This window comes from Rhodococcus sp. P14 (assembly GCF_000256505.1).
Classification (GTDB): Bacteria; Actinomycetota; Actinomycetes; order Mycobacteriales; family Mycobacteriaceae; genus Rhodococcus; species Rhodococcus ruber.
On record NZ_AJFC01000065.1, the window covers coordinates 1 to 23778 of the forward strand.

Consider the following 23778-nt stretch of genomic DNA (forward strand, 5'->3'; position numbering starts at 1 on the left):
CTCGACCTCGAGGACGCCGTGCCGGCGGCCGGCAAAGCCGCCGCACGGGGTCACGTCGTCGAATGGCTGCGCGGCGGTGGCCGTGCCTGGGTGCGGATCAACGACGCCACCACCGTGCACTGGGCCGACGATCTCGCCGCGCTCGCCGCGGTTCCCGGCCTGCAGGGCGTGATGCTCGCCAAGACCGAAAGCGGCCAGCAGGTCGACGCCACCGCCGCTCAGTTGCCGCCCGGAACCCGCATCCTCGTGCTCATCGAGTCGGCGGTGGGCCTCGAGGCCACGCCCGAGATCGCCCGCGCCGACGGGACGTTCCGGCTGGCTTTCGGCAGCGGCGACTTCCGCCGCGACACCGGAATGGACGACTCCCCGCTCGCGATGGCGTACCCGCGTTCCCGCCTGGTCGTGTCGAGCCGGGCGGCCCGCCTGCCCGGTCCCGTCGACGGACCGTCGCTGACCGACGACCCCGAGGTTCTCGAGCGGGAGGCGAAGCTGACCGCCTCCATGGGAATGACCGGGAAGCTGTGCATGACCCCGGCCCGGGCACCGTTCGCCAACGCCGCCCTGAGCCCCAGTTCCGACGAGGTCGGCTGGGCCCGCGACGTGATCGACACACTCGGGGAGGACGGCCGCGGTGTGCGCGACGGCAGTGACCTGCCCCGCCTGGCCAAGGCCAAGAGGATCAGCGAACTGGCCCGGGTGTTCCGCATCCGGGGCACCCACCACCGGTAGGTTCGCGGCCCCGGCAGGTTCGCGACCCCCGGCAGGTTCACGGCACGGTCAGGCGATCTCCAGTCCCCGGGGCTTGCGGCGCACGTGCAGCCGGTAGCGCACCGTGAGGGCGGTGCCTGCCGTGCCACGCACCGCGCGCTCGGCCACCCGCGGGCCGAACTCGATGCCGAGTACGCGCTCGAGCGTGGCGCGGTCCGGGAAACGCCACTCCGTGTCGAGCCGGCGCAGGTCGAAACCTTGGGCGTCGAAGAACGCCTCGACTGTGCGCGGGTCGTAGTGCGGCAGGTCCGCGCGCATCCATTCGCCGTACGGATGGGCGGTCGCGTCGAGATCGACGATCGCGAGGGCGCCGCCGGGCCGCAGCACGCGCATCGCCTCGGCGATACCTGCCCCGCACCCGGGACCGAAGAAGTACGCGGTACGGGCGTGCACGAGGTCCACGCTGCTGTCCGCGAGCGGCAGGTGCTCGGCCGAACCGGTCTGCACTCGCACGCCCGGTTGGCCCCGCATCCGTCGCCGTGCCAGTTCCACCAGCGGCGGGTGCGGTTCGACACCGGTCACGGTGCGCGCCGCGGCCGCGAACATCGGCAGGTGGAAGCCGGTGCCGCAGCCCACGTCGACCACGTCCCGACCGGCCCAGTCGTATGCCTCGCGCAGCGCCGTGTACACGACGCCGTGGACGTCCTGGGCGCGGTTCTCTTCCTCGTAGACCTCCGGCCAGTGCCAGATGTTGGGGCTGGGCACCACCCCGTGCGTGTCGGACCGCTGCCTTCTCGTCACCGGCCTAGACGAAGGCCCCGAGGACGAGCCAGGTGACGAACGCGGACGGCAGGATGGAGTCCAGCCGATCCATGATCCCGCCGTGGCCGGGCAGCAGGGTGCCCATGTCCTTGATGCCGAGATCCCGTTTGACCTGCGACTCGATCAGGTCGCTCGCCGTGGCCGTGGCGGCGAGCACGACGCCGAGGAGCACACCGATCCACCAGGCGGCGTCGAGCAGCAGGGTCACCGTGAGCACACCGGCGACGGTGCAGGCGAGAACCGAGCCGCCGAAACCCTCCCAGGACTTCTTCGGGCTGATCGCGGGCGCCATCGGGTGCTTGCCGAACAGCACCCCGGACGCGTATCCGCCGACGTCGGATGCGACGCACACGATCATCAGGCAGAACACCCGGGCGGCACCGTCGTCCTCGAGGACCATCAGCGTCGCGAACGACGCGAGGAAAGGTACCCATGCCGCGGTGAAGACGGTGACCGCGGTGTCGCGCAGGTAGTTGCGGGGCCGGCCGCGCAGTCCGCGGTCGAACAGCCGCCACAGCATCGACACGACGGTGGTGCCGGCGAAGGCGCCGAGCACGCCGGTGGTGCCGTAGGGCCAGCCGAGCCAGATCATCGCCTGCCCCCCGACCAGGAGCGGGACCCGGGGAACCAGGACGTCCGCCTCACGCAGGCGCTTGGTGACCTCCCAGGTGGCGATCGCGATGGCCACCGCGACGACGAGGAGCCAGGCCTTGGGGGCGAACGCGAGCACGCCGATGACGAGGCCACCGAGCCCGGCGCCCACGCCCACGGCGGCGGGCAGGTTCCGGCCGGCGCGGGACGCCTTCTTCTCCGGCTCCGCGGCAGGGGTCGGATCGGGCCGGCCCGGCGGGACCTCGGTGCCCGCCTTCGCGGCGTCGGCCGCCGAGTCGGCGTCGGTGACGCCCAGGGGGAGCTGCGGATCGGACGACCCGGCGGCGGTACCCACGGTTAAACCTCCAGCAGCTCGGCTTCCTTGTGCTTGACCAGCTCGTCGATCTGCGCCACGTACTTCGCCGTGGTCTTGTCGAGCTCCTTTTCCGCGCGGGTGACGTCGTCCTCGCCGGCCTCGCCGTCCTTCTGGATGCGGTGCAGCTCCTCCATCGCCTTCCGTCGCACGTTGCGCACGGACACCTTGGCGTCCTCGCCCTTGGCCTTGGCCTGCTTGACCAGCTCGCGGCGGCGTTCCTCGGTCAGCTGCGGGATGGAGATGCGGATCAGGGACCCGTCGTTGGTCGGATTGACGCCCAGGTCGGAGTTGCGGATCGCGGTCTCGATCGGGCCGAGCTGCGAGGCCTCGTAGGGTTTGACGACCACCATGCGCGCCTCGGGGACGTTGATGCTGGCCATCTGCGTGACCGGGGTGGGCGCGCCGTAGTAGTCGACGACGATCCTGGAGAACATGCCGGGGTTCGCGCGGCCGGTGCGGATGGATCCGAGATCGTCCTTGGCCACCGTGACGGCCTTTTCCATCTTCTCCTCGGCTTCGAAGAGAGCTTCATCGATCACGGCTGTTCCTCCATGTTCCGTTGTCCGTTCATGACCGTACGAGTGTTCCGATCTTCTCACCGGCGACAGCCCGAGCGATATTCCCCTCGGTGAGCAGGTTGAAGACCATGATCGGCATGTCGTTGTCCATGCAGAGACTGAAGGCGGTCGCATCCGCGACCTTGAGGCCCTTCTCGATGACCTCGCGGTGGGTGATCTCGGTGAACAGGGTCGCGTCGGCGTCGATCCGGGGGTCGGCCGAGTAGACCCCGTCGACGGCCTTGGCCATCAGGACCACCTCCGCGCCGATCTCGAGGGCGCGCTGCGCGGCGGTGGTGTCGGTGGAGAAGTACGGCATGCCCATGCCGGCACCGAAGATCACCACGCGGCCCTTCTCGAGATGCCGGCGGGCACGCAGCGGCAGGTACGGCTCGGCGACCTGCCCCATCGTGATAGCGGTCTGGACGCGGGTGTCCACGCCCTGCTTCTCCAGGAAATCCTGCAACGCAAGGGAATTCATTACCGTGCCGAGCATGCCCATGTAGTCGGAGCGAGCGCGGTCGAGACCGCGCTGCTGCAGTTCGGCGCCCCGGAAGAAGTTGCCGCCGCCGATGACCACGGCTACCTCCACCCCGGAGCGGACGACCTCGGCGATCTCCTCGGCGACGGTCGTCACCACGTCCGGGTCGAGACCGACCTTGCCCCCGCCGAACATCTCCCCACCGAGCTTGAGCAGCACCCGACGGAAACCGGGACGTTCCTGGGCGTGTTCGGACATGGTTCTCCTCGGGTCGAGCGGTGGGTCGGCCCTTTCATCCTGCCTCATCCGACCCCGTGGAACCGAGACGGGGGCGCGAGTGTCCGATCGGCCCGAAATCGGGTCGCCGACGCGCCTCGACCCCGCCGGCGAGCGCCGACGGGGTCGAGGAAACGAGAGGTCTAGCTGCCGCCGACCTCGAAACGCACGAAGCGCGACACGGTGGCACCGGCATCGTCGAGCAGCGCCTTGACGGTCTTCTTCGAGTCCGTCACCGAGGCCTGCTCGAGCAGCACGACGTCCTTGAAGAAGCCGTTGAGCCGGCCCTCGACGATCTTCGGCAGGGCGGCCTCCGGCTTGCCCTCGTTCTTGGCGGTCTCCTCCGCGATGCGGCGCTCGTTCTCGACCGTGTCGGCCGGAACCTCGTCGCGGGAGAGGTACTTCGCCTTCAGCGCGGCGACCTGCATCGCGGCGGCACGGGCGGCCTCTGCGGCGGCGTCACCCTCACCGGAGTACTCGACGAGCACGCCGACAGCCGGCGGCAGGTCGGACGCACGCTTGTGCAGGTACACCGCGACGGGGCCGTCGAAGACGGCGAGACGGCGCAGCTCGAGCTTCTCGCCGATCTTGGCGGAGAGCTCCTGCACGAGGGTGTCGACGGTCTTGCCGTCGACCTCGACGGCCTTGAGGGCCTCGAGGTCGGCCGGCTTGGCCTCGGCCGCAGCGGTGACGATCTTCTCGGCGAGAGCCTGGAACTCGTCGTTCTTGGCGACGAAGTCGGTCTCGGAGTTGAGCTCGATGAGCACGCCGTTCTTCGCGGCGACCAGGCCCTCGGCGGTGGAGCGCTCGGCGCGCTTGCCCACGTCCTTGGCGCCCTTGATGCGCAGCTGCTCGACGGCCTTGTCGAAGTCGCCGTCGTTGTCGGCGAGGGCGTTCTTGCACGCCAGCATTCCGGAGCCGGTGAGCTCACGCAGACGCTTGACGTCGGCGGCGGTGTAGTTCGCCATGGGAAGCGAGCCTCCTGTGTCTGTTGTGCGCGATGGGTGCTCGCGCGGAAGTTTCCTCTGATGCGGCTCGGTCGCGTGCGGGTGCACTGATGCGGCGCGGTCGCGTGCGACGGCCCCGACCATGATCTCAGGATCTACCGGTCGGGGCCGCGCATCGGATCAGGCTTCGGCGGAGGGCGCCGCGTCGGCGGCGGGGGCCTCGGCTTCGGCGGCCGGGGTGGCCTGCGCGAGCAGCTCCTGCTCCCACTCGGCGAGCGGCTCGCCGGCGCCGGCCTCCGGCTTGGCGTCCTTGTCGGCGCTCTGGCCGGCGCGGGCCTGCACGCCCTCGGCGACGGCGGAGGCGACGACCTTGGTCAGCAGCGCAGCCGAACGGATCGCATCGTCGTTGCCCGGGATCGGGTAGTCGACGACGTCGGGATCGCAGTTGGTGTCGAGGATCGCGACGACCGGGATGTTCAGCTTGCGGGCCTCGCCGACGGCGATGTGCTCCTTGTTGGTGTCGACGACCCAGATCGCCGACGGCACCTTGGCCATGTCGCGGATGCCACCGAGGGTGCGCTCGAGCTTGGTCTTCTCACGCGTGAGCATGAGGATTTCCTTCTTGGTGCGACCCTCGAACCCACCGGTCTGCTCCATCGACTCCAGCTCCTTCAGGCGCTGCAGGCGCTTGTGGACGGTGGAGAAGTTGGTGAGCATGCCGCCGAGCCAGCGCTGGTTCACGTAGGGCATCCCGACCCGGGTGGCCTCTTCCGCGATGGACTCCTGCGCCTGCTTCTTGGTGCCGACGAACAGCACGGTGCCACCGTGGGCGACCGTCTCCTTGATGAACTCGTACGCCTTGTCGATGTACGTCAGGGTCTGCTGCAGGTCGATGATGTAGATGCCGTTGCGGTCGGTGAAGATGAACCGCTTCATCTTCGGGTTCCAGCGACGGGTCTGGTGACCGAAGTGGGCGCCGCTGTCGAGCAGCTGCTTCATTGTTACGACAGCCATGGCTGTTCTCTCTTTCGGTTCGGTTGCCGCGGGAGATCGGGTGATCCCCGCCCTGGCGTCCGCATGCCCGTCGGACCCTTGCGGGACCGGCCGACGGCCAATTTCCGATGGCGCCCGGAGCACCGGGCGGCGATCAGCGCGCGGACGCGCGAAGTCGATCTGCGAACACAGACCGCTCGAACAGTGTACGGCCTTGCCCTGCGGGAACCACAACTGCCTGATCAGCGGGCCGGTTCGGACGATCTGTGGACGAATCGGAGGGTTGTCCACAATGCCGGGCAGACTCTGTCCGTCGCAGGCACCGCCCGGCACGCTGGGCGGATGAAGATCACCGGGATCGCCGTCCTGACCGCGCTCGCCGCACTGGCGGGGTCGATTCCCGCCGCGGCGTCCCCCCGCGAGTTCGGCTGGCCGCTGCAGCCACGGCCGGCGGTGGCCCGCCCCTTCGACGGTCCCGAGCACGACTGGCTTCCCGGGCACCGGGGCGCCGACCTCGCCGGCCGGCCCGGGCAGCCGGTGCTCGCCGCCGGTGCCGGTGTAGTGGTGTTCGCGGGGACCGTCGCCGGCAAACCCGTGGTCTCGGTGGAGCACGCCGGCGGGCTGCGCACCACCTACGAGCCGGTGACCGCGACGGTCACCGCCGGCCGGCGCGTGGAACGGGGGGACCCGCTCGGCACCCTCGAGCCGGGCCACGAGGGTTGCCCCGCGGTGGCCTGCCTGCACTGGGGAATGCGCCGAGGCCGCGACGACTACCTCGACCCGTTGCCGCTCGTGCGGTCGGTGATCCGTCTCGAGCCCGTGTCCGGGCGCGGCGGCGGGACCGCTCAGGCGCGCCCGCGGCTCGGCTCCGGGCCGCGGCCCGCGGCGTGACGTCCCGACACCGCGGCGAAGTCGTCGGCGACCATGGCGGCGAGTTCGAGGAAGGCGCGACGAGTGGCGGGCCGGAGCAGAGCGAGGTCGATCTCGGCCCCCTCGGCGAGGTGCTCGTCGAACGGCACCACCTGCACGGCCCGGCACCGCGCGAGGAAGTGGCCCGTCAGTGCCTGCATGTCGATGTTGGTGGCCCCGGGCCGGGCAGCGCTGATCACCACGACGGTGCGCTCGACGAGCGCCCCGAAACCGTGGTGCTGCAACCAGTCGAGCGTCGCGGCAGCGCTCCGGGCCCCGTCGATCGCCGGGGATGCGACGAGCACGAGCGCGTGGGCGAGATCGAGCACCCCCCGCATCGCCGAATGCATGATGCCCGTGCCGCAGTCGGTGAGGACGACGTTGTAGTACACCCGCAGGATGTCCACGACGCGGCGGTAGTCGTCCTCGCTGAACGCCTCGGACACGGCCGGGTCGCGTTCGCTCGCAAGCACCTCGAGACGGCTCGGCGCCTGCGACGTGTGCGCGCGGACGTCGGCGTAGCGGGAGATCCGCGGGGCCGCGGCGAGCAGGTCGCGCACCGTGGACTCGGTCTGCTGGGGCACTCGCTGCGCGAGCGTCCCGAAGTCGGGATTCGCGTCGACCGCGATCACGCAGTCCCCCCGCAACGAGGCGAACGTGGAGCCGAGACCGACGGTGGTCGTCGTCTTCCCGACACCGCCCTTGAGGGAGAGCACCGCGATCCGGTAGTCGCCGCTGATCGGCTGCCGGACCCGGTCCCGGAGCTCACGCCGGTACGCCTCGTCGGTCGATTCGCCGGGCGCGAGGATCCCGCCGGTGAGCCGGTGCACGCTGCGCCGCCAACCGGCTGCCGGAGAGCGCCGGGACCGCCGGACCAGGGCGCCGGAGGTCAGGTCCTGATCGGACGGCCGGGGCTCCGGCGCGCCGGACTCCACCGTGCCGGTTTCCCGGCGGTGTCCTGGGGTGGAATGCCCGGGAGGGGTCGACGACGTCGGGCGTTCGGGATCGTCCGCCGCTCGCAGGGGTGACCCGGCGGCGTCCGCGCCGGGCGTGGGTGGACGCGGTGCGGGCTCGGTGCGGTGATGTTCCCCCGGACCGTTCTGCCCCGCCGCCTCCTCCGGACCGGTCGCAGTCGCGGGCCCGGCCACCGCGGCGTCGGCGGGTTGTCCGGTGACAACCGGTTCCGGCACCACCGGTTCTGTTGTTGCGGCTTCGAGGGCGGGTTCCGGGTCCGCAGGTTCGGGCTCCCCAGGTTCGGGGTCCCCAGGTTCGGGGGTGACGGGTTCGGGGGTGACAGGTTCGACACGGGACGGTTCGGGAACCGCTGCATCGACGATCCGCGCTTCGGGCACAGATGCGGGACGTTCTCGAGGAGGCATGCCGAACGGGACCGACGGCACCGGATCCGGCAGACCCGTCGACCGGTCCACCTCGACGGGCGCGGGCCGGGACGGCGGATGTACAGGCTGCGCAGGCGGCTCCGGCTGCGCAGGCAGCTCCGGATGCGCAGGCAGCACGACCGCACGGTCGCCACCCCGTCGCCTTCCGCGGCGGCCGACCGGCGCCGGTTCGTCCCGAAGCCAGGCAGGCAGAGCGTGCGTCGACTCCTCGTGTCCCACAATTCCCCCCGGATTGCGCAGCAGGTGCGGCGGCGACCGTACCAAACCTCGGGTTCGTCGTCGCCCGGGTCACGCCCGCGGATGCGCCTGTTCGTGCGCCGCCCTCAGCCGCGCTACCGACACATGGGTGTAGAGCTGGGTCGTCGCGAGGCTCGCATGTCCGAGCAACTCCTGCACCACCCGCAGGTCGGCTCCGCCCTCGAGCAGATGGGTGGCGGCGCTGTGCCGCAGCCCGTGCGGCGCGAGGTCGGGCGCGCCGGGGACCGCGGCCACGTTCTCGTGCACCACGGAACGGACCTGGCGCGGGCCCAGCCGCCCGCCGCGTGCACCGAGCAGAAGTGCGGGCCCGGAGTCCGGGCGCGCGAGGGCGGGCCGTCCGCTGTGCAGCCACGCGTCGAGCGCAGTGGCGGCGGGCGCACCGTACGGCACGGTCCGCTCCCTGTTGCCCTTGCCGAGCACGCGCAGCGCCCGACGATCGGCATCGACGTCGTCGACATCGAGCCCGCACAGCTCCCCGACCCGGATCCCCGTCGCGTACAGCAGCTCCAGCACGAGCCGGTCGCGCAGCGCCACCGGGTCCAGCTCGCGCGCACCGGCTTCCGCAGCCGCCATCACCTCGCATGCCTGGTCGGCCCGCAACACCGGCGGAAGGGTGCGATGGGTGCGGGCCGACACCAGCCGAGCCGCGGGATCGTGGTCGAGCCGGCCGGTGCGGGCCAGCCACGCGCAGAAGGTCCGGGCGGAGGAGGTGCGCCGCGCCAGGGTCGTACGGGCAGCGCCACCCGCGACCTGGTCGGCCAGCCAGGAGCGAAGCACCTCGAGGGTGAGGTCGTCGATCCGCGCATCCGGGTGGCCGGTCTCGAGGTGGGCGAGGAGGGTGCGGATGTCGGTCGTGTACGCGCGGATCGTGTGGGCAGACCGGCCGCCCTGCAAGTCGAGGTGCTCGACGAACTCCTCGAGGTGCACGGCGAGAGGCGGCGGCAGCGCGGTGTCCATGGCCGTCACCGTGCGCCGTGGGTACCGCCCACGCAACCGAACACGCCGATCGGGCCCACACTAAGGTTAGTTCGTGAGTAAAACGATTCCGTTGCCGATGCTGTTCGGTCTGGCACTGCTCTCCGCTACCGCGCCGCTGGCCACCGACATGTATCTGCCCGGACTGCCGATCATGTCGGAGAGTCTCGGCACCAGCACGGTAGGCATCCAGCTCACGCTCACCACCTTCATGGCCGGCCTCGGCGTCGGGCAGCTCGTCGTGGGACCGCTCTCCGACGGGTGGGGCAGGCGTCGCCTGCTACTGGCGGGCACCGTCGTCCTGGCTCTGAGCAGCGCCCTGTGCGCGACGGCGCCGACAGTGGAGGTGCTCATCGCGGCGCGCCTGATCCAGGGCTTCAGCGGCGGCACGGGAATCGTGCTGGCGCGCGCAGTGATCGCGGATCGCTCCCGCAGCAACGAGGCCGCCCGCCTGTTCAGCATCATGATGATCATCGGCGGAGTGGCACCGATCGTCGCACCCCTGCTCGGCGGCGTCCTCCTCGGGCCGATCGGCTGGCGCGGCATCTTCTGGGTTCTGACGGGCCTCGCGGTGGTGATGGTCGTCGCGGTGCTCACGGTCGTTCCGGAGACACTGCCGCCCGAACGCCGCCACAGCGGGGGCCTGGCGACGCTCGCCCGCAACTTCGGCACGGTGATCGGCAATCGGCAGTTCGTGGGTTACGCCGCGACGTTCGCGCTCGGCTTCGGCGCCATGTTCTCGTACATCTCCGCGTCACCGTTCGTGGTCCAGGAGGTCCTGGGAATGACGCCGGGACAGTTCTCCCTGATCTTCGCCGTCAACTCGGTGGGCCTCGTCGCAGGCAACATCGTCAACACCCGGCTCATCGGCCGCTTCGAGGTGCGGAACCTGTTGCGGTACGGCGTAGCCCAGATGCTGGCCGCCGGAATCCTGCTGGTGCTCGCGGTCCTGGTCGCGGACACGGCCCGCTGGCTGGTGCTGCCCCTGCTGTTCCTCGTCGTCTCCAGCCTCGGCTTCGTCATGGGCAACGCGACGGCGCTGGCGCAGGGGCAGGTGCCGAAGACGGCGGGCACCGGTTCCGCGGTCATGGGCGCCTCGCAGTTTGGCCTGGCCGCCCTGGTGTCGCCGCTGGTCGGGCTCGGCGGGGAGGACCCCGCGCTGCCGATGGCGCTGGCGATCGCGATCTCGGCCGCGCTGTCGATGACCGCACTGCTCACCCTCACCCGCGAACGCCCCTGAGCCCGCTCACCGCGCTTCGGCCGTGGCGAGTTCGCGCTTCCACTCCCGGAAGCCCTCCTCGCTGCGGCCGCGCCGCCAGTACCCGGAGATCGACGCGCGTGCCGCCGGAACCCCGCGGGTCTTGCGGACGTACGGCCGCAGGTACTGCATGACCGTCTCCGCTTCCCCGTGGATGAACACGTGCGGGTCTCCCGGCAGCCACTCCGCGCCGGTCACGGCCGAGACCAGGGGCGCGCTCGCGCCGGACAGGTCCGGCCCGGCATTTCCGGCAGCGGAGCCGCGGTGCAGCCAGGTGACCTCGACTCCGGCGGGCGCCGCGAGGGCGATTTCGTCGTCGGGGCCGGCCACCTCGAGGAACACCCGGCCCCGCGCATCCGGAGCCAGGGCTTCGAGCGCCGCGGCGACGGCCGGAATCGCGGTGTCGTCCCCGGCGAGCAGGTGCCAGTCGGCGTCCGGATCCGGACGGTAGGCGCCTCCCGGGCCACGGACCACGACGGTCTGCCCCGGCCGTACGGACGCCGCCCAGGGGCCGGCGACACCCTGATCGCCGTGGACGACGAAATCGATCGCGATCTGCCCGGCCTCCCGGTCCACAGCCCGCACCGTGTACGTACGCAGGACCGTCTCGCCGTCGGCCTCCAGCTCGAGTTTGACGTACGAATCCGTGTGCGGGCCGGGTTCGAACTCGTCGAACCCGGGACCGCCGAGGTACACCCGCACCAGGTGCGGGGTCAGGCGTTCGCTGCCCGTCACCGTCAGGGTCGTCGATCGCGGGGACTTCGGGGCCACGCCCACCTCCATATTTGCTCAGCCTTACCTAACCACTGCAGCGTACGCGTGCCGCTCGTCGCCGGCCACCGCCCCCCGCATCGACGCGACACCACCGGGATCGGCCGATCCGCCGACATCGCCCCGGAATTCCGCCATCGTTGCGGTATGCGAGAAACGATGAACACCGTCACGTCGCAGTACCTGACCAGCCTCGTCGGCGCCCTCGAGGAGACGGACCGCCGGCGCGAGGCGATCGGCGCACAGCTGGCCGAGCTCGAGTACGTCCTACTCCAGACCGGGGAGACCGAGCTCGCGGCCCAGGTGACCCGGGTGCTCGGCGACAAGTACTACAAGCCCATCCTGGCCAAAGCCGAGGAGCTACGCGGGCACGAGCAGTCCTGACGCTCACCCGCCGCCGCGCGCCCACCCGGCTGCCTCCCGCTGCACGTGTCCCTCGAGTTCGAGCAGCGGAAGCGCGGCCCGCACCCGCTCCGGGAGCAGCCCCGACGCCACCGACAGTTGCTGCACCGACACCGCACCCACCGCGGGCAGAGCTTCGTACACGGCCGCCATGTCGCCCGAGAGCCCGTCGAGCGCTCGCGCCCACCGCCCGTCACCGTCGTCGGCCACACCCATCGGGCCGACCTCCTCGACCACCTCGCGTGCGGTGCCCACCAGTCGCGCCTCCTGTTCCCGGATCATCCGATGACAGCCCTGCGACGCCGCCGACGTCACGGGCCCCGGAACCGCCAGTACCGGCCGTCCCAGCCGTCTCCCCCACGCCGCCGTGTTCCGCGCCCCGCTGCGCCAGCCCGCCTCCACCACCAGCACGCCCCCGCCCAGCGCCGCGACCAGTCGGTTGCGGGCCAGGAACCGGAACCGCGCCGGCAGCGTGCCGGGCGGATACTCGCTGACCACCGCCCCCTGCTCGGCGATCTGCCGCAACAACCCGGTGTGCGCTGCCGGATAGGCGCGGTCCACTCCGCACGCGAGCACCGCCATCGTCGCGCCACCGACCCCCAGCGCCGCCCGGTGCGCCGCCGCGTCGATCCCGAAGGCCGCCCCCGACAGCACCGCCCACCCGTCGGTCGCCAGGTCCCCGGCGATCTCCGCGGTCACGTTCTCGCCGTAGCCACTGGCCGCACGCGTGCCGACGACGGCAACGGACCGCTCCACCAGCTCGTCGATCCGCCGTCGCCCCAGCGCCCACAACGCCGGCGGCGCGGCATCGGCGTCCGCGCCGTCGAGACCGTCGAACGCGAGCAACTGCCACGCCGGCCACTCGTCGTCGTCGGGTGTGACCAGACGGCCGCCCAGCCGCTCCACCAGCTCGAGGTCCCTCGCCGCGGAGTCGAGATGGGCACGGGCGGCGGTACGCCTGCGGAGGGGACCGCCGATCGAACCGTCGCGCACCGCTGCCGCGACCACCTCCGGGCCGGCCTCCGCGATCGCGGCGTTCAGCATGCGCGACGCCCCCTGCGCCACGACCGACAGGTAGGCCCACGCCAGCCGGCGCGGATCCGTCGCGCTCACACCGTCCCCCGATCCCGGAAATCCAGAGCCGTCGCCACCTGCACTTCTCCCGGGGCGTCGAGCCCCGCGAGATCTGCCAGCGTCCACGCGACTCGCAACGCACGATCCGCGCCGCGCGCGGTGATCGCCCCTTTCCGCAGCGCCCACTCCACGGGCCCCAGCGCCGCGCGCGGCAGGCGGAACTTCTGCCGCAGCGCGGGACCCGGGACCTCGGCGTTGGTGCTCCATCCGTGCGCGTTCCAGCGGGCTGCCGCGGCGGCCCGGGCCCGGGCCACCCGGGCGCGAACATCCTCGGTGCTCTCCCCCGCCTCCCCCATGAGCGCGCCGGTCGCTACCGTCTCCATCCGAACCCGCAGGTCCACCCGGTCGAGCAGCGGGCCCGACAACCTTCCCAGGTAGCGGCGGCGCGCGGCGGGCGGGCACACGCAGTCGGCGTCGCGAGGCGGCGCACACGGGCACGGATTGGCGGCGAGAATCAGCTGGAAGCGCGCCGGATAGCGCGCGACGCCGTCGCGGCGGGCGATGCGCACCTCACCGTCCTCGAGCGGGGTCCTCAACGCCTCGAGCGCCTTGGTGCCCATCTCGGCGACCTCGTCCAGGAAGAGGACGCCCCGGTGGGCACGGCTGACCGCACCAGGCTTGGCCGTGCCGCTGCCCCCGCCGACGAGCGAGCTGACCGACGCGGTGTGGTGGGGAGCGATGAACGGCGGGTCGGTGACGAGCGGCTGATCCGCCGACAGCGTTCCGGCGACGGAGTGGATCGCGGTCACCTCGAGCGCCTGTTCCTCCGTCAACGCCGGCAACACCCCGGGAAGCCGCTGGGCGAGCATCGTCTTCCCGATGCCGGGCGGGCCGGTGAGCATCAGATGATGCGCACCGGCGGCCGCGATCTCGATGGCCCGTCGTGCCTCGTGCTGACCGACCACCTCGCTCATGTCCGCACGTCCCGGCCGCTCCCCCGGTGGACGGGGACCGGGTCGCTCGAGCGGTCCGTCGCCGCGCAGCCACAGCACCACCTCGGTGAGAGTGCCCGCCCCGTAGATGTCGATGCCGTCGACCAACCCGGCCTCGGGCATCGTCGCGGCCGGCACCACCACCCGCTCCCACCCGGCACGCTTGGCGGAGAGCACCGCCGGAAGGACTCCCCGCACCGACCGGACCCGGCCGTCGAGCGCCAGCTCCCCGAGCAGAATCGTCCGCGCAACCGACTCCGGTGGAATCGACTTGGCGGCGTTGAGCACGGCGCACGCGAGGGCGAGGTCGTAGACGCTGCCCACCTTCGGCAGCGTCGCCGGCGACAGGGCCAGCACCACCCGCGAATCCGGCCATTCGCCACCGGAATTCGTCACCGCCGCCCGGACTCGGTCCCGGGACTCCTGGAGCGCAGTGTCGGGCAGACCGACCATCTTCACTCCCGGCAGTCCGCGGCCGATGTCGGCCTCGATCTCCACGACCTGTCCGTCCACCCCCGTGACCGCCACCGAGTAGGCCTTCCCCAGCGCCATCAGAGCACCTGCCGGCGATGGGTGATCACGGGTGCGCCCCGGGACGGGAGCAGCACCGTGACCACATCGACCCGGATGCGCCGCCATCGTCGCTCGTGGCTGGAAAGCCACAGCGCGCCCAGCCGCCGGATGCGGTCCGCCTTCGCCGCGGTCACCGCCTCGGCCGGCGTGCCGTACCCGAGGCCGGTGCGGGTCTTGACCTCCACGAACACCACGGTGTCGCCGTCCTCGGCGATCAGATCGAGTTCGCCGTACCGGCTACGCCAGTTGCGCGCGAGCACCACCAAGCCCGCCGACTCGAGAAACTCGGCGGCCAGGTCCTCCCCCAGCGCCCCCACCTGCTGATTACGTCCCATCCCCGTCCCTCCCTGTGTGGCAACCACTGTGCGGCACAGGAGGGACGCCCGCGGCCCCCGCCGGTCCGGATCACGGAATCTGTGGATGAACTCGCCGGGTGTGGACAACTCCTGCCGACGGGGCGAGGCCGGTGAACGGCCCGTGGCCGAATGTCACACCGCTTCGATCGAATCGACTGAATGTGACATTCGGCCACGAAGGCGCGGATGGGGTGAGCCGGCTATCCCAGCTTGTCGGGCAGGCGCAGGTCCGGCTTGTCGAGCTCTTCGATGTTGACGTCCTTGAAGGTGATGACCCGGACGTGCTTGACGAAGCGGGCCGGACGGTACATGTCCCACACCCACGCGTCGGACATGCGCACTTCGAAGTACACCTCGCCGCCGGAATTGTGCGGGAGCAGCTCGACCGCGTTGGCGAGATAGAACCGTCGCTCGGTCTCCACGACGTACGCGAACTGACCGACGATGTCCCGGTACTCCCGGTACAGCGAGAGCTCCATCTCGGTTTCGTACTTCTCGAGATCCTCGGCACTCATCGGTCTCGGTGTCCTCCCGTTCTGGTGTGTCGATCCATCATCCCGCATCCGCCTCGTCGGAGCCGAATCGGCCGTGGCCGGAGTCGTCGCCGAGGAGGGCGGCGACGTTGGCGTATCGCAGGCGATGCTCCCGGCTGGGGCCGAGATCGCGCAGCGCCGCCATGTGCGCGGCGGTGCTGTAACCCTTGTGGACGGCGAAGCCGTAGCCGGGCAGCTCGCCGTCCAGGTCGACCATGATCCGGTCCCGGGTGACCTTGGCGAGCACGCTCGCCGCCGCGATGCAGGCCGCCGCGGCGTCCCCGCCGATGACCGGCAGCGACGGCGCCGGCAGGCCCGGGACCCGGAACCCGTCGGTGAGAACGTACCCGGGCGCGACGGACAGCCGCATCACCGCACGGCGCATGCCCTCGATGTTGGCCACGTGCACACCGATGGCGTCGATCTCGGCAGCCGGCACGATCACCACGCTCCACGCCACCGCGCGGCGTCGGATGATCGGGAACAGCTCCTCCCGGGTCTTCTCGGTGAGCTTCTTGGAGTCGTCGAGACGCGCGAGCGTCGGATGTGGTCGGCGATCGAGGATGCACGCGGCGACGACGAGCGGCCCGGCGCAGGCGCCGCGGCCTGCCTCGTCGACCCCCGCGACCGGCCCGAGCCCGCATCGCACGAGCGTCGACTCCATGGTGCGCAGGCCCGCAGACCTGCGGATCACAGCGCGCGGCGGCCACGGGGTCACGGTTGCTGGATCTCCGGGGAATCGATGGTGCCCCACCGCGAGGGCGGCAGGACGATGAACCGGGCCTTGCCGATGACGTTGTCGACCGGGATGGTGCCCTGGTTCTCGTCGGCGACGTGGTAGCGCGAGTCCGCGGAGTTGGAGCGGTTGTCCCCCATGACCCAGATGTGGCCGTCCGGCACGGAGACCGGACCGAAGCAGCGGCCCGAGCGCACCTCGGTCTCGCAGGTGACCACGCCGGGGGTGAACGGGAAGTCCATCTCGATGTACGGCTCGTCGAGGGGGCGGCCGTCGACGAGGACGCGGCCCTGGTCGTCGCAGCATTCGACGGTCTGCCCGCCGACGGCGATCACGCGCTTGACGAGGTCGTTCTCGTCGGGTGGGACGAGGCCGACGAGGGAACCCACCTCCTGCACGCCGCGGATCACGACGTTGTCGGAGCGGGTGGAGACGTATCCGGTGGACCAGGAGTCGGGGCCGCGGAAGACCACGACGTCGCCGGGCCGGGGATCGCCGAAGCGGTAGCCGATCTTCTCGACGACGATCCGGTCGCCGGTGCAGCCGGGGCAGCCGTGCAGGGTGGGCTCCATCGACTCCGAGGGAATGAGGTACACCCGCGCGACGAAGGTCTGGAGCAGGAAGCTCAGCACGAGCGCGACGAGGATCAGGACGGGCAGTTCCCGCAGGAACGACTTCTCCTTCTTGTCCTGTTTCCGATCGCGTCCAGGCGTGTCGTCGGTGCTGTGCTGCTGCATCTCCGGCACGGCCGGGTCTCGCGAGGAATCTGCCACCGAATCAGAGTAGCCCGGCCCGGAACGGATCCGGACCGGGCTACTCGGGGCCTGACGGTCAGCGCGTGACGATCAGCGCTTTTCCTTGATCTTGGCGGCCTTGCCGCGCAGCTCGCGCAGGTAGTACAGCTTGGCGCGGCGCACGTCACCACGGGTGACGACCTCGATCTTGGCGAGGTTGGGGCTGTGCACCGGGAAGGTCCGCTCGACGCCGACACCGAACGAGACCTTGCGCACGGTGAAGGTCTCGCGGATGCCACCGTTCTGGCGACGGATCACGACGCCCTTGAAGACCTGCACGCGCTCCTTGGAGCCCTCGATGACCTTGACGTGCACGTTCAGGGTGTCGCCGGCACGGAAGTCCGGAATGTCGTCGCGCAGGGACTTGGCGTCCAGGAAGTCCAGGGTGTTCATCGGTTGTCATCCTCGCTTGTTCGCATGAGCAGAGGAACCGAGCGGCATCCACCGGAAGGCGGTGCTCGACTGGTTCGTGCCCAGGTCAGGTATGCGTGCCCGAGCCGGGCAACCCGTCAATTGTGCCAGACGGTGCCGGGGTGGCGGAAATCGGCGGGGGTGCGGCGTGCACGGTGCGGGCCAGTTCGGCTTCGGCGGCGACGCGGGAGTGCTGGACGGCTCCCTGCACGGTGTCCATCGTCGGCTTGCCTGCCACGAGGTCCTGCACGAAGATCTTCGCCCGGATCACCGGGCGTCGGTAGCGCCGCTCGCGTTCGATCGCGCGGCGCATCTTGCGGGTCTTGCCGGTGTAGCGCCAGCGGGCCCAGGGTGCGCCGGGCCGCGACAGGCGCACCGCCCCGACCAGCAGCAGGGGGAAGACGAACAGACCGACCAGGCCCGTCCAGATCTTGCCCTTGGCCAGCACGACCGCCGCGAGGGCCAGATTTCCGACAGCGGAGAGGGCGATCAGGGTGCGGGTCACCCATGACGGGTCCTCCCGGAAGTTGGTGATGTCGGCGAATTCGAGGGGCTGCAGGCCGAGCAGCACCAGGCCGGTGACGGCGATCGCGACGAAGACCGCATCGACCGAGACGCGTCCCTCCTGCTCCCAGTACACGTCGTTGAGGTAGAAGATCAGGGCGAACTCGTCGAGCACGAGCGCGGTCCCGATGCCGAAGAGCGTGGCCAGGGCCGCCCCGGTGGTCTGCGTGCCGTCCTCGTAGACGGCGATGAGGGATCCGCCCGCGATCACCATGGTGACGACGCCGAACACCACGTGGTGCACGTGGTGGCCGCCGGGGGTGACGTTGCCGGGCCACCAGCGCACCTGGGCGCGGATCATGCGGACGCTGAACCGGATGAACAGGAACGCGAGGAGAAATCCGAGCAGGAAGAACAGCAGTGGCAGGCGCCCGCGGTCGATGATCTCGCGTTGCAGCCACTCGGTCACGGCCGTCACGGCGCGATCGCCCTCGGGACTTCGTCGGCGGGGCGGGGCGGGTCCTTCGGCGCGCGGCCGGTCGTCACCGTGGGCTGCATGCTCCCGAGGATGTCAGGAACCGGGCCGCGCCGGTAGTCGGCGCGGCCCGGCGGCGTCTACTTGCCGAATCCGGCGCGCCGCAACGCGTCCGCCATCGAGCCGGCGGCCGGCGGGGCGTCCTGGCGACGGTCCCCGCGGTGACCACCCTGCCCCTGCCCGCCCTGACGCTTGCCCTGCTGCCGGCCACCCGGCCGGCGTCCGCCCCGGTCCTGCGGACCGCGCGAGTCGCCGCCGCCGGACGGGGCGCCAGCGGGGATCTCGTCGTCGAGGCGCAGCGTCAGGCCGATCCGCTGCCGCGGCACGTCCACATCGAGCACCTTGACCTTGACCACCTCGCCGGACTTGACGACGTCGCGCGGGTCCTTGACGAAGCTGCGGGACATCGCGGACACGTGCACGAGACCGTCCTGGTGCACCCCGACGTCGACGAACGCCCCGAACGCCGCGACGTTGGTGACGACGCCCTCGAGCACCATGCCGGGTTTCAGGTCGGCGACCTTCTCGACGCCGGCGGCGAACGTCGCGGTCTTGAACTCCGGGCGCGGGTCGCGGCCCGGCTTCTCGAGTTCGGCGATGATGTCGGTGACCGTGGGCAGACCGAAGCGGTCGTCGACGAAGTCCTCCGCGCGCAGGCGCCGCAGCACTGCGGTGTTGCCGACCAGCTCGCGCACGCCGCCGCCCGCGGTGTCGACGATGCGCCGCACGACCGGGTACGCCTCGGGGTGCACGCTCGACGCGTCGAGCGGATCGTCGCCGTTCGGGATGCGCAGGAAGCCGGCACACTGCTCGAACGCCTTCGGGCCGAGGCGCGGCACCGCGGTGAGGTCCTTGCGGGTGCGGAACGGCCCGTTCCCGTCGCGGTGGGCGACGATGCTCTCGGCGAGGGACGACGTGATGCCCGACACCCGGGCCAGGAGCGGCACCGACGCGGTGTTGACGTCCACACCGACGGCGTTGACCGCGTCCTCGACGACCGTGCCGAGGGAGCGGGCGAGCAGCGTCTCGGACACGTCGTGCTGGTACTGGCCGACGCCGATCGACTTGGGATCGATCTTGACGAGTTCGGCGAGCGGGTCCTGCAGGCGCCGGGCGATGGACACGGCACCGCGGATCGACACGTCGAGGTCCGGCAGTTCCTTCGAGGCGTACGCCGACGCCGAGTACACGGACGCGCCGGCCTCGGACACCACGATCTTGGTCAGGTTCGTGGCGCCGGACTTCGCGATCAGTTCGGTGGCGAGGGCATCGGTCTCGCGGGAGGCGGTGCCGTTCCCGATCGCGATCAGTTCCACACCGTGCTGCGCGACGAGCCGCGCCAGGGTGGCCAGGGCCTGGTCCCGCTTGTTGTGCGGCTGGTGCGGATAGATCGTGTCGTGCGCGACGACCTTGCCGGTGGCGTCGACGACGGCGACCTTGGTGCCGGTGCGGAAGCCGGGGTCGAGTCCCATCGTCGGCCGGGTGCCGGCGGGGGCGGCGAGCAGCAGGTCGCGCAGGTTCGCGGCGAACACGTCCACGGCGTCCTTCTCGGCGGACTGCCGCAGCCGCATGCGGATGTCGAGGGCGAGGGAGACGAGCAGTTTGGTGCGCCACGCCCAGCGGACGGTGTCGAGGAGCCACTTGTCGGCGGCCCGGCCCTCGTCGGCGATGCCGAAGCGGGTGGCGATGCGGCCTTCGTAGTAGGTGCGCTGCCCGGGCTCGGGTTCCTCGGAGTCCGGTTCGAGCGACAGGCTCAGCACCTCCTCCTTCTCGCCGCGCAGCGCCGCCAGGATGCGATGCGAGGGCAGGTCGGGGAAGGGCTCGGAGAACTCGAAGTAGTCGGCGAACTTGGCACCCTCGGTTTCCTTGCCGGGACGCACGGTGGACTTCAGCTGGCCGCGGGTCCACATCGCCTCGCGCAGCTCGCCGACGAGGTCGGCGTCCTCGGCGAAGCGTTCGACGAGGATGGCGCGGGCGCCGTCGAGCTGTTCGGCGCTGTACTGCGCGGGGTCGGTGGTGGGGTCGCCGAGGAGGGCGTCGGCGACGGGCTCGTGACCGGCCTCCCGCGCGATCTGCGCCTTGGTGCGGCGCTTCGGCTTGAACGGCAGGTAGATGTCCTCGAGCCGGGCCTTGGTGTCGGCGAGCAGGATCTGCGTGCGCAGCTCGTCGTCCAGCTTGCCCTGGGATTCGACGGACTCGAGCACCGCCGTGCGGCGCTCGTCGAGTTCACGCAGGTATCGCAGGCGTTCTTCGAGCTGCCGGAGCTGGGCGTCGTCGAGCCCGCCGGTGACCTCCTTGCGGTAACGGGCGATGAACGGCACCGTCGCGCCGCCGTCGAGCAGGTCGACCGCCGCGGCGACCTGACCTTCCCGGACGGCGAGTTCCTCGGCGATGCGCTGATTCACGGTCTTGAGAGCGGTCGTCACAGCGGTCGACCCTACCGCTATCCTTCCTCCGCCCTCGGTGACGCGGAGGGGCGTGCGCGTCTCCTCGACGGTGGGACGAGTTCGTCGGACAATCGACAACAGGAGGGTGGATATGTCCCGGGTGCGCGGCGGACGCTGGGCGATGCTGGCGCTGTCGTTGCTGACCGCAGCGACGGTGGGGGCGTGCGGCCCGGAGCCGGTCGGGTCGCCGGTCGCCCTGCCGTCCGCCGGCGTCGAGTCCCCCGGTCCGCTCGAACCACTCGGTTCGCTGCCCGATCGGATGACGGCCGCGGCGGCGACCGCGGCCGGGCGCGGCGCCGACGTCACGATCGCCGCGCTCGACCGGCGGACCGGGCTCCGGGTCGTCGGCGGCGTCGACACACCCGTCGAGACCGCGTCGGTGGCCAAGCTGTTCATCGCCGACGACCTGCTGTACCGGGCGGCGACGGGCGAGTTGCCGCTCGGCGGCAGCGACTACGACCGGATCACCGCGATGCTCGAGTCGTCGGACGATTCGGCGGCGAACGACCTGTGGTTCCGGCACGGCGACTCGGAGATCGTCGAGCGTACCGCCGCGCGGCACGCGCTCACCGGCACCGTCGCGCCGGCGGACGGGCTGTGGTGGAACACCGTCACCACCGCGTCGGACCTGCTCACCTGGTACGCGGATCTGCTCGACGGCACGGGCGGGCTCGACGAGTGGGGCCGGGCGACGATCCTGGGGCACCTGCGTGCCGCCGGCCCCGTCGGCGCCGACGGGTACGACCAGCGATTCGGGTTGCCGGACGGGCTGAGCGACACCACCGGGCTCGGCGTCAAGCAGGGTTGGATGTGCTGCCTGGACGGGCGCTGGATCCATCTGTCCACGGGGTTCGTCGGGGACGACGAGCGGTACGTGCTGGTAGTGCTCTCCCGCGAACTCGTGCACTACGACGCGGACGACGACCGGTGGACCGATCTGCCGGACACGGCGCTGTTCGATGCGACCGGGGATGCGAGCGCGCAGCACGCGCGGGAGACGGTGACCGAGGTGGTCCGCACGGTGTTCGGCAGCGCCGGGACGCACTGAGCGTGGGTCAGTCGGCGAGCAGGTCGGGTCGGCGTTCGCGGGTGCGCTCGAGCGCCTGTTCCCGCCGCCACGCGGCCACCTTGGCGTGGTCCCCGGACAGCAGTACCGGCGGCACGTCGAGGCCGCGCCAGCTGACGGGGCGGGTGTAGCTGGGGCCCTCGAGCAGCCCGTCGGAGAACGAGTCCTCCTGGTGGGACTGCTGATTGCCGAGGACGCCGGGCAGCAGCCGCACGACGGCCTCGGTCATGACGAGGACGGCGACCTCGCCGCCGATGAGCACGTAGTCGCCGATGCTGACCTCTTCGACGCGTACCCGGCGCGCGGCGTCGTCGAAGACGCGCTGGTCGATGCCTTCGTAGCGGCCGCAGGCGAATACGATGCGCTTCTCGCCGGCCCAGCGTTGCGCGGTGGCCTGGTCGAACGGCACACCGGCCGGGGTGGGGACGACGAGCAGCACGTCGGGGTCGGGTTCGCCGTCGGGCCCGGCGAGGACGTCGTCGAGGGCGGGCCCCCACACCGTGGGTTTCATGACCATGCCCGGTCCCCCGCCGTACGGGGCGTCGTCGACGGCCTTGTGCACGTCGTGGGTCCAGTCCCGCAGGTTGTGGATCCCCACGGAGACGAGTCCCTTGCCGATCGCCTTGCCGAGCAGCGCGACGCGCAGCGGCTCGAGGTATTCGGGGAAGATGGTGACGACGTCGAAACGCACGGGAGGCTATGTCTCCGAACCGAAGTCGGGGTCGAGCAGACCCTCGGGCGGATCGATCTCGACGACACCGGCCGCGAGCGAGACCGTCGGCACGATCGCGGTGACGAACGGAATCAGCAGTTCGCGCTGTTCGTCGCCGGCCGGCCGGACGGAGAGCAGTTCGCCGGCGGCGGTGTGCAGCACCTCGCGAACGGTGCCGATCTCGGTGCCGGCGTCGGGCCGGCCCTCGACGATACGTACGGACAGTCCCTCGAGTTCGTGGTCGTAGAACTCGTCCGGGTCGTCGGACGGCGGCAGATCGGCGCTGTCGACGACGAACAGGGTGCCGCGCAGGGCGTCGGCGGCGCTGCGATCGGTGACGCCCCGCACGCGCAGCAGAAGCCGCCCGGAGTGTTCCCGGGCGGCTTCCACCGTGTACGTCTGCAGGGTCTGCTCGCGGGGCTTGCGGCCGTGCAGCACCGCGCCGACGGCGAAGCGCTCCTCGGGTTCGTCGGTGCGAATCTCGACGACCACCTCACCCTTGATGCCGTGCGACTTGGCGACACGGCCCACCACGAGCTCCACCGCGGTGCGCCTACTGGTCGGTGTCGACGACGTCGACGCGGATCCCTCGGCCACCGATGCCGGAGACGAGGGTCCGCAGGGCGGTCGCGGTGCGGCCACCGCGACCGATGACCTTGCCGAGATCGTCGGGGTGCACGTGCACCTCGACGGTGCGCCCCCGACGGCCCGTGATCAGCTCGACGCGCACGTCGTCGGGGTTGGCGACGATTCCACGGACGAGATGCTCGACGGCATCGGCGACAACGGCGCTCATTACTCGGCAGCCTCGGTGGACTCGGAGGACTCCTCCGCGGCGTCTTCCTTGGCGGCCTTCTTCTTCTTGGGCGTGATGGCCTCGGCAGCCGGCGCGTTCTCGGCCTGCGCGAGGGCAGCCTGGAACAGCTCGAGCTTGGACGGCTTGGGCTCGGCCTTGCGCAGGGTGCCCTCGGTGCCGGGCAGGCCCTTGAACTTCTGCCAGTCGCCGGTGATCTTGAGGAGGTTCTCGACCGGCTCCGGCGGCCGGGGGCCGACGCCGAGCCAGTACTGGGCCCGCTCCGAGTCGATCTCGATCAGCGAGGGCTCTTCCTTCGGGTGGTACTTGCCGATGGTCTCGATGGCGCGGCCGTTGCGGCGGGTGCGCGAGTCGGCAACCACGATGCGGTACTGCGGGTTGCGGATCTTGCCGAGACGGGTGAGCTTGATCTTGACAGCCACTGCTGCGAATCTCCTTCGGCGCATGCGAAATACGCCTGTCACGTGCAATTCGGACGACGCGCCCTTCTGGCACGCCCGGTTTTGC

Annotated in this window: 27 protein-coding genes; 5 read left to right on the forward strand and 22 right to left on the reverse strand. The window is 71.1% G+C overall.

The window, feature by feature from the left end:
* Positions 1-729 (forward strand): HpcH/HpaI aldolase/citrate lyase family protein (locus OEY_RS0104495; RefSeq protein WP_010592736.1); only part of this gene is annotated, 729 nt, incomplete at its 5' end.
* 48 nt (positions 730-777) lie between these two features.
* Here OEY_RS0104495 and OEY_RS0104500 read toward each other — a convergent pair.
* The 6 genes from OEY_RS0104500 to rpsB form a co-directional block, all read right to left on the reverse strand.
* Positions 778-1476: a class I SAM-dependent methyltransferase gene (locus OEY_RS0104500; protein WP_010592737.1), complete on the reverse strand. Its 699-nt coding sequence runs from the start codon at positions 1474-1476 to the stop codon at positions 778-780.
* A 37-nt stretch (positions 1477-1513) separates the two neighbouring features.
* Entirely contained in the window at positions 1514-2476 is a 963-nt protein-coding gene (locus OEY_RS0104505; protein ID WP_010592738.1) for a phosphatidate cytidylyltransferase, read from the reverse strand.
* A 2-nt stretch (positions 2477-2478) separates the two neighbouring features.
* Complete coding sequence (gene frr / locus OEY_RS0104510) at positions 2479-3036, reverse strand: ribosome recycling factor (RefSeq protein ID WP_006937444.1); 558 nt, start codon at positions 3034-3036, stop codon at positions 2479-2481.
* A 28-nt stretch (positions 3037-3064) separates the two neighbouring features.
* The gene (pyrH, locus tag OEY_RS0104515) at positions 3065-3793 is read right to left on the reverse strand and encodes a UMP kinase (RefSeq protein ID WP_003939001.1); all 729 of its coding nucleotides are present in this window, start codon (positions 3791-3793) and stop codon (positions 3065-3067) included.
* A 161-nt stretch (positions 3794-3954) separates the two neighbouring features.
* Positions 3955-4779, reverse strand: coding sequence for a translation elongation factor Ts (gene tsf / locus OEY_RS0104520; protein WP_010592739.1), 825 nt, complete (start codon positions 4777-4779; stop codon positions 3955-3957).
* A gap of 159 nt (positions 4780-4938) precedes the next feature.
* Positions 4939-5772, reverse strand: coding sequence for a 30S ribosomal protein S2 (gene rpsB, locus OEY_RS0104525; RefSeq protein WP_003939003.1), 834 nt, complete (start codon positions 5770-5772; stop codon positions 4939-4941).
* A 321-nt stretch (positions 5773-6093) separates the two neighbouring features.
* Here rpsB and OEY_RS0104530 point away from each other — a divergent pair, with 321 nt between their 5' ends.
* Entirely contained in the window at positions 6094-6642 is a 549-nt protein-coding gene (locus tag OEY_RS0104530; protein ID WP_010592741.1) for a M23 family metallopeptidase, read from the forward strand.
* On the opposite strand, the gene OEY_RS29425 is transcribed toward OEY_RS0104530, so the two are convergent.
* Complete coding sequence (locus OEY_RS29425) at positions 6597-7595, reverse strand: MinD/ParA family ATP-binding protein (RefSeq protein ID WP_010592742.1); 999 nt, start codon at positions 7593-7595, stop codon at positions 6597-6599. The genes OEY_RS0104530 and OEY_RS29425 overlap by 46 nt on opposite strands.
* A gap of 753 nt (positions 7596-8348) precedes the next feature.
* A complete protein-coding gene (locus OEY_RS0104540) occupies positions 8349-9275 on the reverse strand; it encodes a tyrosine recombinase XerC (RefSeq protein WP_010592743.1) in 927 nt (308 codons plus the stop codon).
* Positions 9276-9372: 97 nt separating this feature from the next.
* On the opposite strand from OEY_RS0104540, the gene OEY_RS0104545 reads away from it, so the two are divergent.
* Positions 9373-10533 (forward strand): multidrug effflux MFS transporter, encoded by a 1161-nt coding sequence (locus OEY_RS0104545; protein ID WP_010592744.1) that lies wholly within the window; start codon positions 9373-9375, stop codon positions 10531-10533.
* 6 nt (positions 10534-10539) lie between these two features.
* Here the strand turns inward: OEY_RS0104545 and OEY_RS0104550 are convergent, their stop codons facing one another.
* Complete coding sequence (locus tag OEY_RS0104550) at positions 10540-11334, reverse strand: siderophore-interacting protein (protein WP_010592745.1); 795 nt, start codon at positions 11332-11334, stop codon at positions 10540-10542.
* Between the two features lie 135 nt (positions 11335-11469).
* Between OEY_RS0104550 and OEY_RS0104555 the strand changes: the two genes are divergently transcribed.
* On the forward strand, positions 11470-11706 hold the full coding sequence (locus tag OEY_RS0104555; RefSeq protein ID WP_225222748.1) for a hypothetical protein: 237 nt from the start codon (positions 11470-11472) through the stop codon (positions 11704-11706).
* 3 nt (positions 11707-11709) lie between these two features.
* On the opposite strand, the gene dprA is transcribed toward OEY_RS0104555, so the two are convergent.
* From dprA to OEY_RS0104600, 9 genes are all read right to left on the reverse strand, one after another.
* Positions 11710-12837 (reverse strand): DNA-processing protein DprA, encoded by a 1128-nt coding sequence (gene dprA / locus OEY_RS0104560; RefSeq protein ID WP_010592747.1) that lies wholly within the window; start codon positions 12835-12837, stop codon positions 11710-11712.
* Positions 12834-14342 carry a YifB family Mg chelatase-like AAA ATPase gene (locus OEY_RS0104565; protein ID WP_010592748.1) on the reverse strand — a complete coding sequence of 503 codons (1509 nt, stop codon included), beginning with the start codon at positions 14340-14342 and terminating at the stop codon, positions 12834-12836. The genes dprA and OEY_RS0104565 overlap by 4 nt, the downstream gene beginning before the upstream one ends.
* On the reverse strand, positions 14342-14698 hold the full coding sequence (locus OEY_RS0104570) for a YraN family protein (protein ID WP_010592749.1): 357 nt from the start codon (positions 14696-14698) through the stop codon (positions 14342-14344). The genes OEY_RS0104565 and OEY_RS0104570 overlap by 1 nt, the downstream gene beginning before the upstream one ends.
* Before the next feature lie 221 nt (positions 14699-14919).
* Positions 14920-15234: a DUF2469 domain-containing protein gene (locus tag OEY_RS0104575; protein WP_003939014.1), complete on the reverse strand. Its 315-nt coding sequence runs from the start codon at positions 15232-15234 to the stop codon at positions 14920-14922.
* 37 nt (positions 15235-15271) lie between these two features.
* Positions 15272-15970, reverse strand: coding sequence for a ribonuclease HII (locus tag OEY_RS0104580; protein WP_029539889.1), 699 nt, complete (start codon positions 15968-15970; stop codon positions 15272-15274).
* On the reverse strand, positions 15967-16725 hold the full coding sequence (gene lepB, locus OEY_RS0104585) for a signal peptidase I (RefSeq protein WP_017680550.1): 759 nt from the start codon (positions 16723-16725) through the stop codon (positions 15967-15969). Before lepB ends, OEY_RS0104580 begins: the two co-directional genes overlap by 4 nt.
* A 108-nt stretch (positions 16726-16833) precedes the next feature.
* On the reverse strand, positions 16834-17175 hold the full coding sequence (gene rplS, locus OEY_RS0104590; RefSeq protein WP_003939017.1) for a 50S ribosomal protein L19: 342 nt from the start codon (positions 17173-17175) through the stop codon (positions 16834-16836).
* 85 nt (positions 17176-17260) lie between these two features.
* The gene (locus OEY_RS0104595; RefSeq protein ID WP_026137709.1) at positions 17261-18166 is read right to left on the reverse strand and encodes a hypothetical protein; all 906 of its coding nucleotides are present in this window, start codon (positions 18164-18166) and stop codon (positions 17261-17263) included.
* Positions 18167-18312: 146 nt separating this feature from the next.
* Positions 18313-20658, reverse strand: coding sequence for a Tex family protein (locus tag OEY_RS0104600; protein WP_010592753.1), 2346 nt, complete (start codon positions 20656-20658; stop codon positions 18313-18315).
* Positions 20659-20770: 112 nt separating this feature from the next.
* On the opposite strand from OEY_RS0104600, the gene OEY_RS0104605 reads away from it, so the two are divergent.
* Positions 20771-21727, forward strand: coding sequence for a hypothetical protein (locus tag OEY_RS0104605; protein WP_010592754.1), 957 nt, complete (start codon positions 20771-20773; stop codon positions 21725-21727).
* A 7-nt stretch (positions 21728-21734) separates the two neighbouring features.
* Here the strand turns inward: OEY_RS0104605 and trmD are convergent, their stop codons facing one another.
* From trmD to rpsP, 4 genes are read right to left on the reverse strand one after another with little or no spacing between them, the layout of a single operon-like run.
* Positions 21735-22436, reverse strand: coding sequence for a tRNA (guanosine(37)-N1)-methyltransferase TrmD (trmD, locus tag OEY_RS0104610; RefSeq protein ID WP_010592755.1), 702 nt, complete (start codon positions 22434-22436; stop codon positions 21735-21737).
* Positions 22437-22442: 6 nt separating this feature from the next.
* Positions 22443-23000 carry a ribosome maturation factor RimM gene (rimM, locus tag OEY_RS0104615; protein WP_010592756.1) on the reverse strand — a complete coding sequence of 186 codons (558 nt, stop codon included), beginning with the start codon at positions 22998-23000 and terminating at the stop codon, positions 22443-22445.
* A 10-nt stretch (positions 23001-23010) separates the two neighbouring features.
* Positions 23011-23253: an RNA-binding protein gene (locus OEY_RS0104620; RefSeq protein ID WP_003939023.1), complete on the reverse strand. Its 243-nt coding sequence runs from the start codon at positions 23251-23253 to the stop codon at positions 23011-23013.
* Positions 23253-23693 carry a 30S ribosomal protein S16 gene (rpsP, locus tag OEY_RS0104625; RefSeq protein ID WP_010592757.1) on the reverse strand — a complete coding sequence of 147 codons (441 nt, stop codon included), beginning with the start codon at positions 23691-23693 and terminating at the stop codon, positions 23253-23255. Before rpsP ends, OEY_RS0104620 begins: the two co-directional genes overlap by 1 nt.
* Positions 23694-23778 lie beyond the last annotated feature (85 nt).

Coding starts and splice junctions, on each gene's coding strand:
- OEY_RS0104565 (WP_010592748.1), bottom strand. CDS start 14,342: ATGGCGCTGGGGAAGGCCTACTCGGTGGCGGTCACGGGGGTGGACGGA.
- tsf (WP_010592739.1), bottom strand. CDS start 4,779: ATGGCGAACTACACCGCCGCCGACGTCAAGCGTCTGCGTGAGCTCACC.
- OEY_RS0104530 (WP_010592741.1), top strand. CDS start 6,094: ATGAAGATCACCGGGATCGCCGTCCTGACCGCGCTCGCCGCACTGGCG.
- OEY_RS0104555 (WP_225222748.1), top strand. CDS start 11,470: ATGCGAGAAACGATGAACACCGTCACGTCGCAGTACCTGACCAGCCTC.
- OEY_RS0104575 (WP_003939014.1), bottom strand. CDS start 15,234: ATGAGTGCCGAGGATCTCGAGAAGTACGAAACCGAGATGGAGCTCTCG.
- rplS (WP_003939017.1), bottom strand. CDS start 17,175: ATGAACACCCTGGACTTCCTGGACGCCAAGTCCCTGCGCGACGACATT.
- OEY_RS0104550 (WP_010592745.1), bottom strand. CDS start 11,334: ATGGAGGTGGGCGTGGCCCCGAAGTCCCCGCGATCGACGACCCTGACG.
- OEY_RS0104620 (WP_003939023.1), bottom strand. CDS start 23,253: ATGAGCGCCGTTGTCGCCGATGCCGTCGAGCATCTCGTCCGTGGAATC.
- OEY_RS0104605 (WP_010592754.1), top strand. CDS start 20,771: ATGTCCCGGGTGCGCGGCGGACGCTGGGCGATGCTGGCGCTGTCGTTG.
- OEY_RS0104545 (WP_010592744.1), top strand. CDS start 9,373: ATGCTGTTCGGTCTGGCACTGCTCTCCGCTACCGCGCCGCTGGCCACC.
- OEY_RS0104540 (WP_010592743.1), bottom strand. CDS start 9,275: ATGGACACCGCGCTGCCGCCGCCTCTCGCCGTGCACCTCGAGGAGTTC.
- pyrH (WP_003939001.1), bottom strand. CDS start 3,793: ATGTCCGAACACGCCCAGGAACGTCCCGGTTTCCGTCGGGTGCTGCTC.
- rpsB (WP_003939003.1), bottom strand. CDS start 5,772: ATGGCTGTCGTAACAATGAAGCAGCTGCTCGACAGCGGCGCCCACTTC.
- lepB (WP_017680550.1), bottom strand. CDS start 16,725: ATGCAGCAGCACAGCACCGACGACACGCCTGGACGCGATCGGAAACAG.
- OEY_RS0104570 (WP_010592749.1), bottom strand. CDS start 14,698: ATGGGACGTAATCAGCAGGTGGGGGCGCTGGGGGAGGACCTGGCCGCC.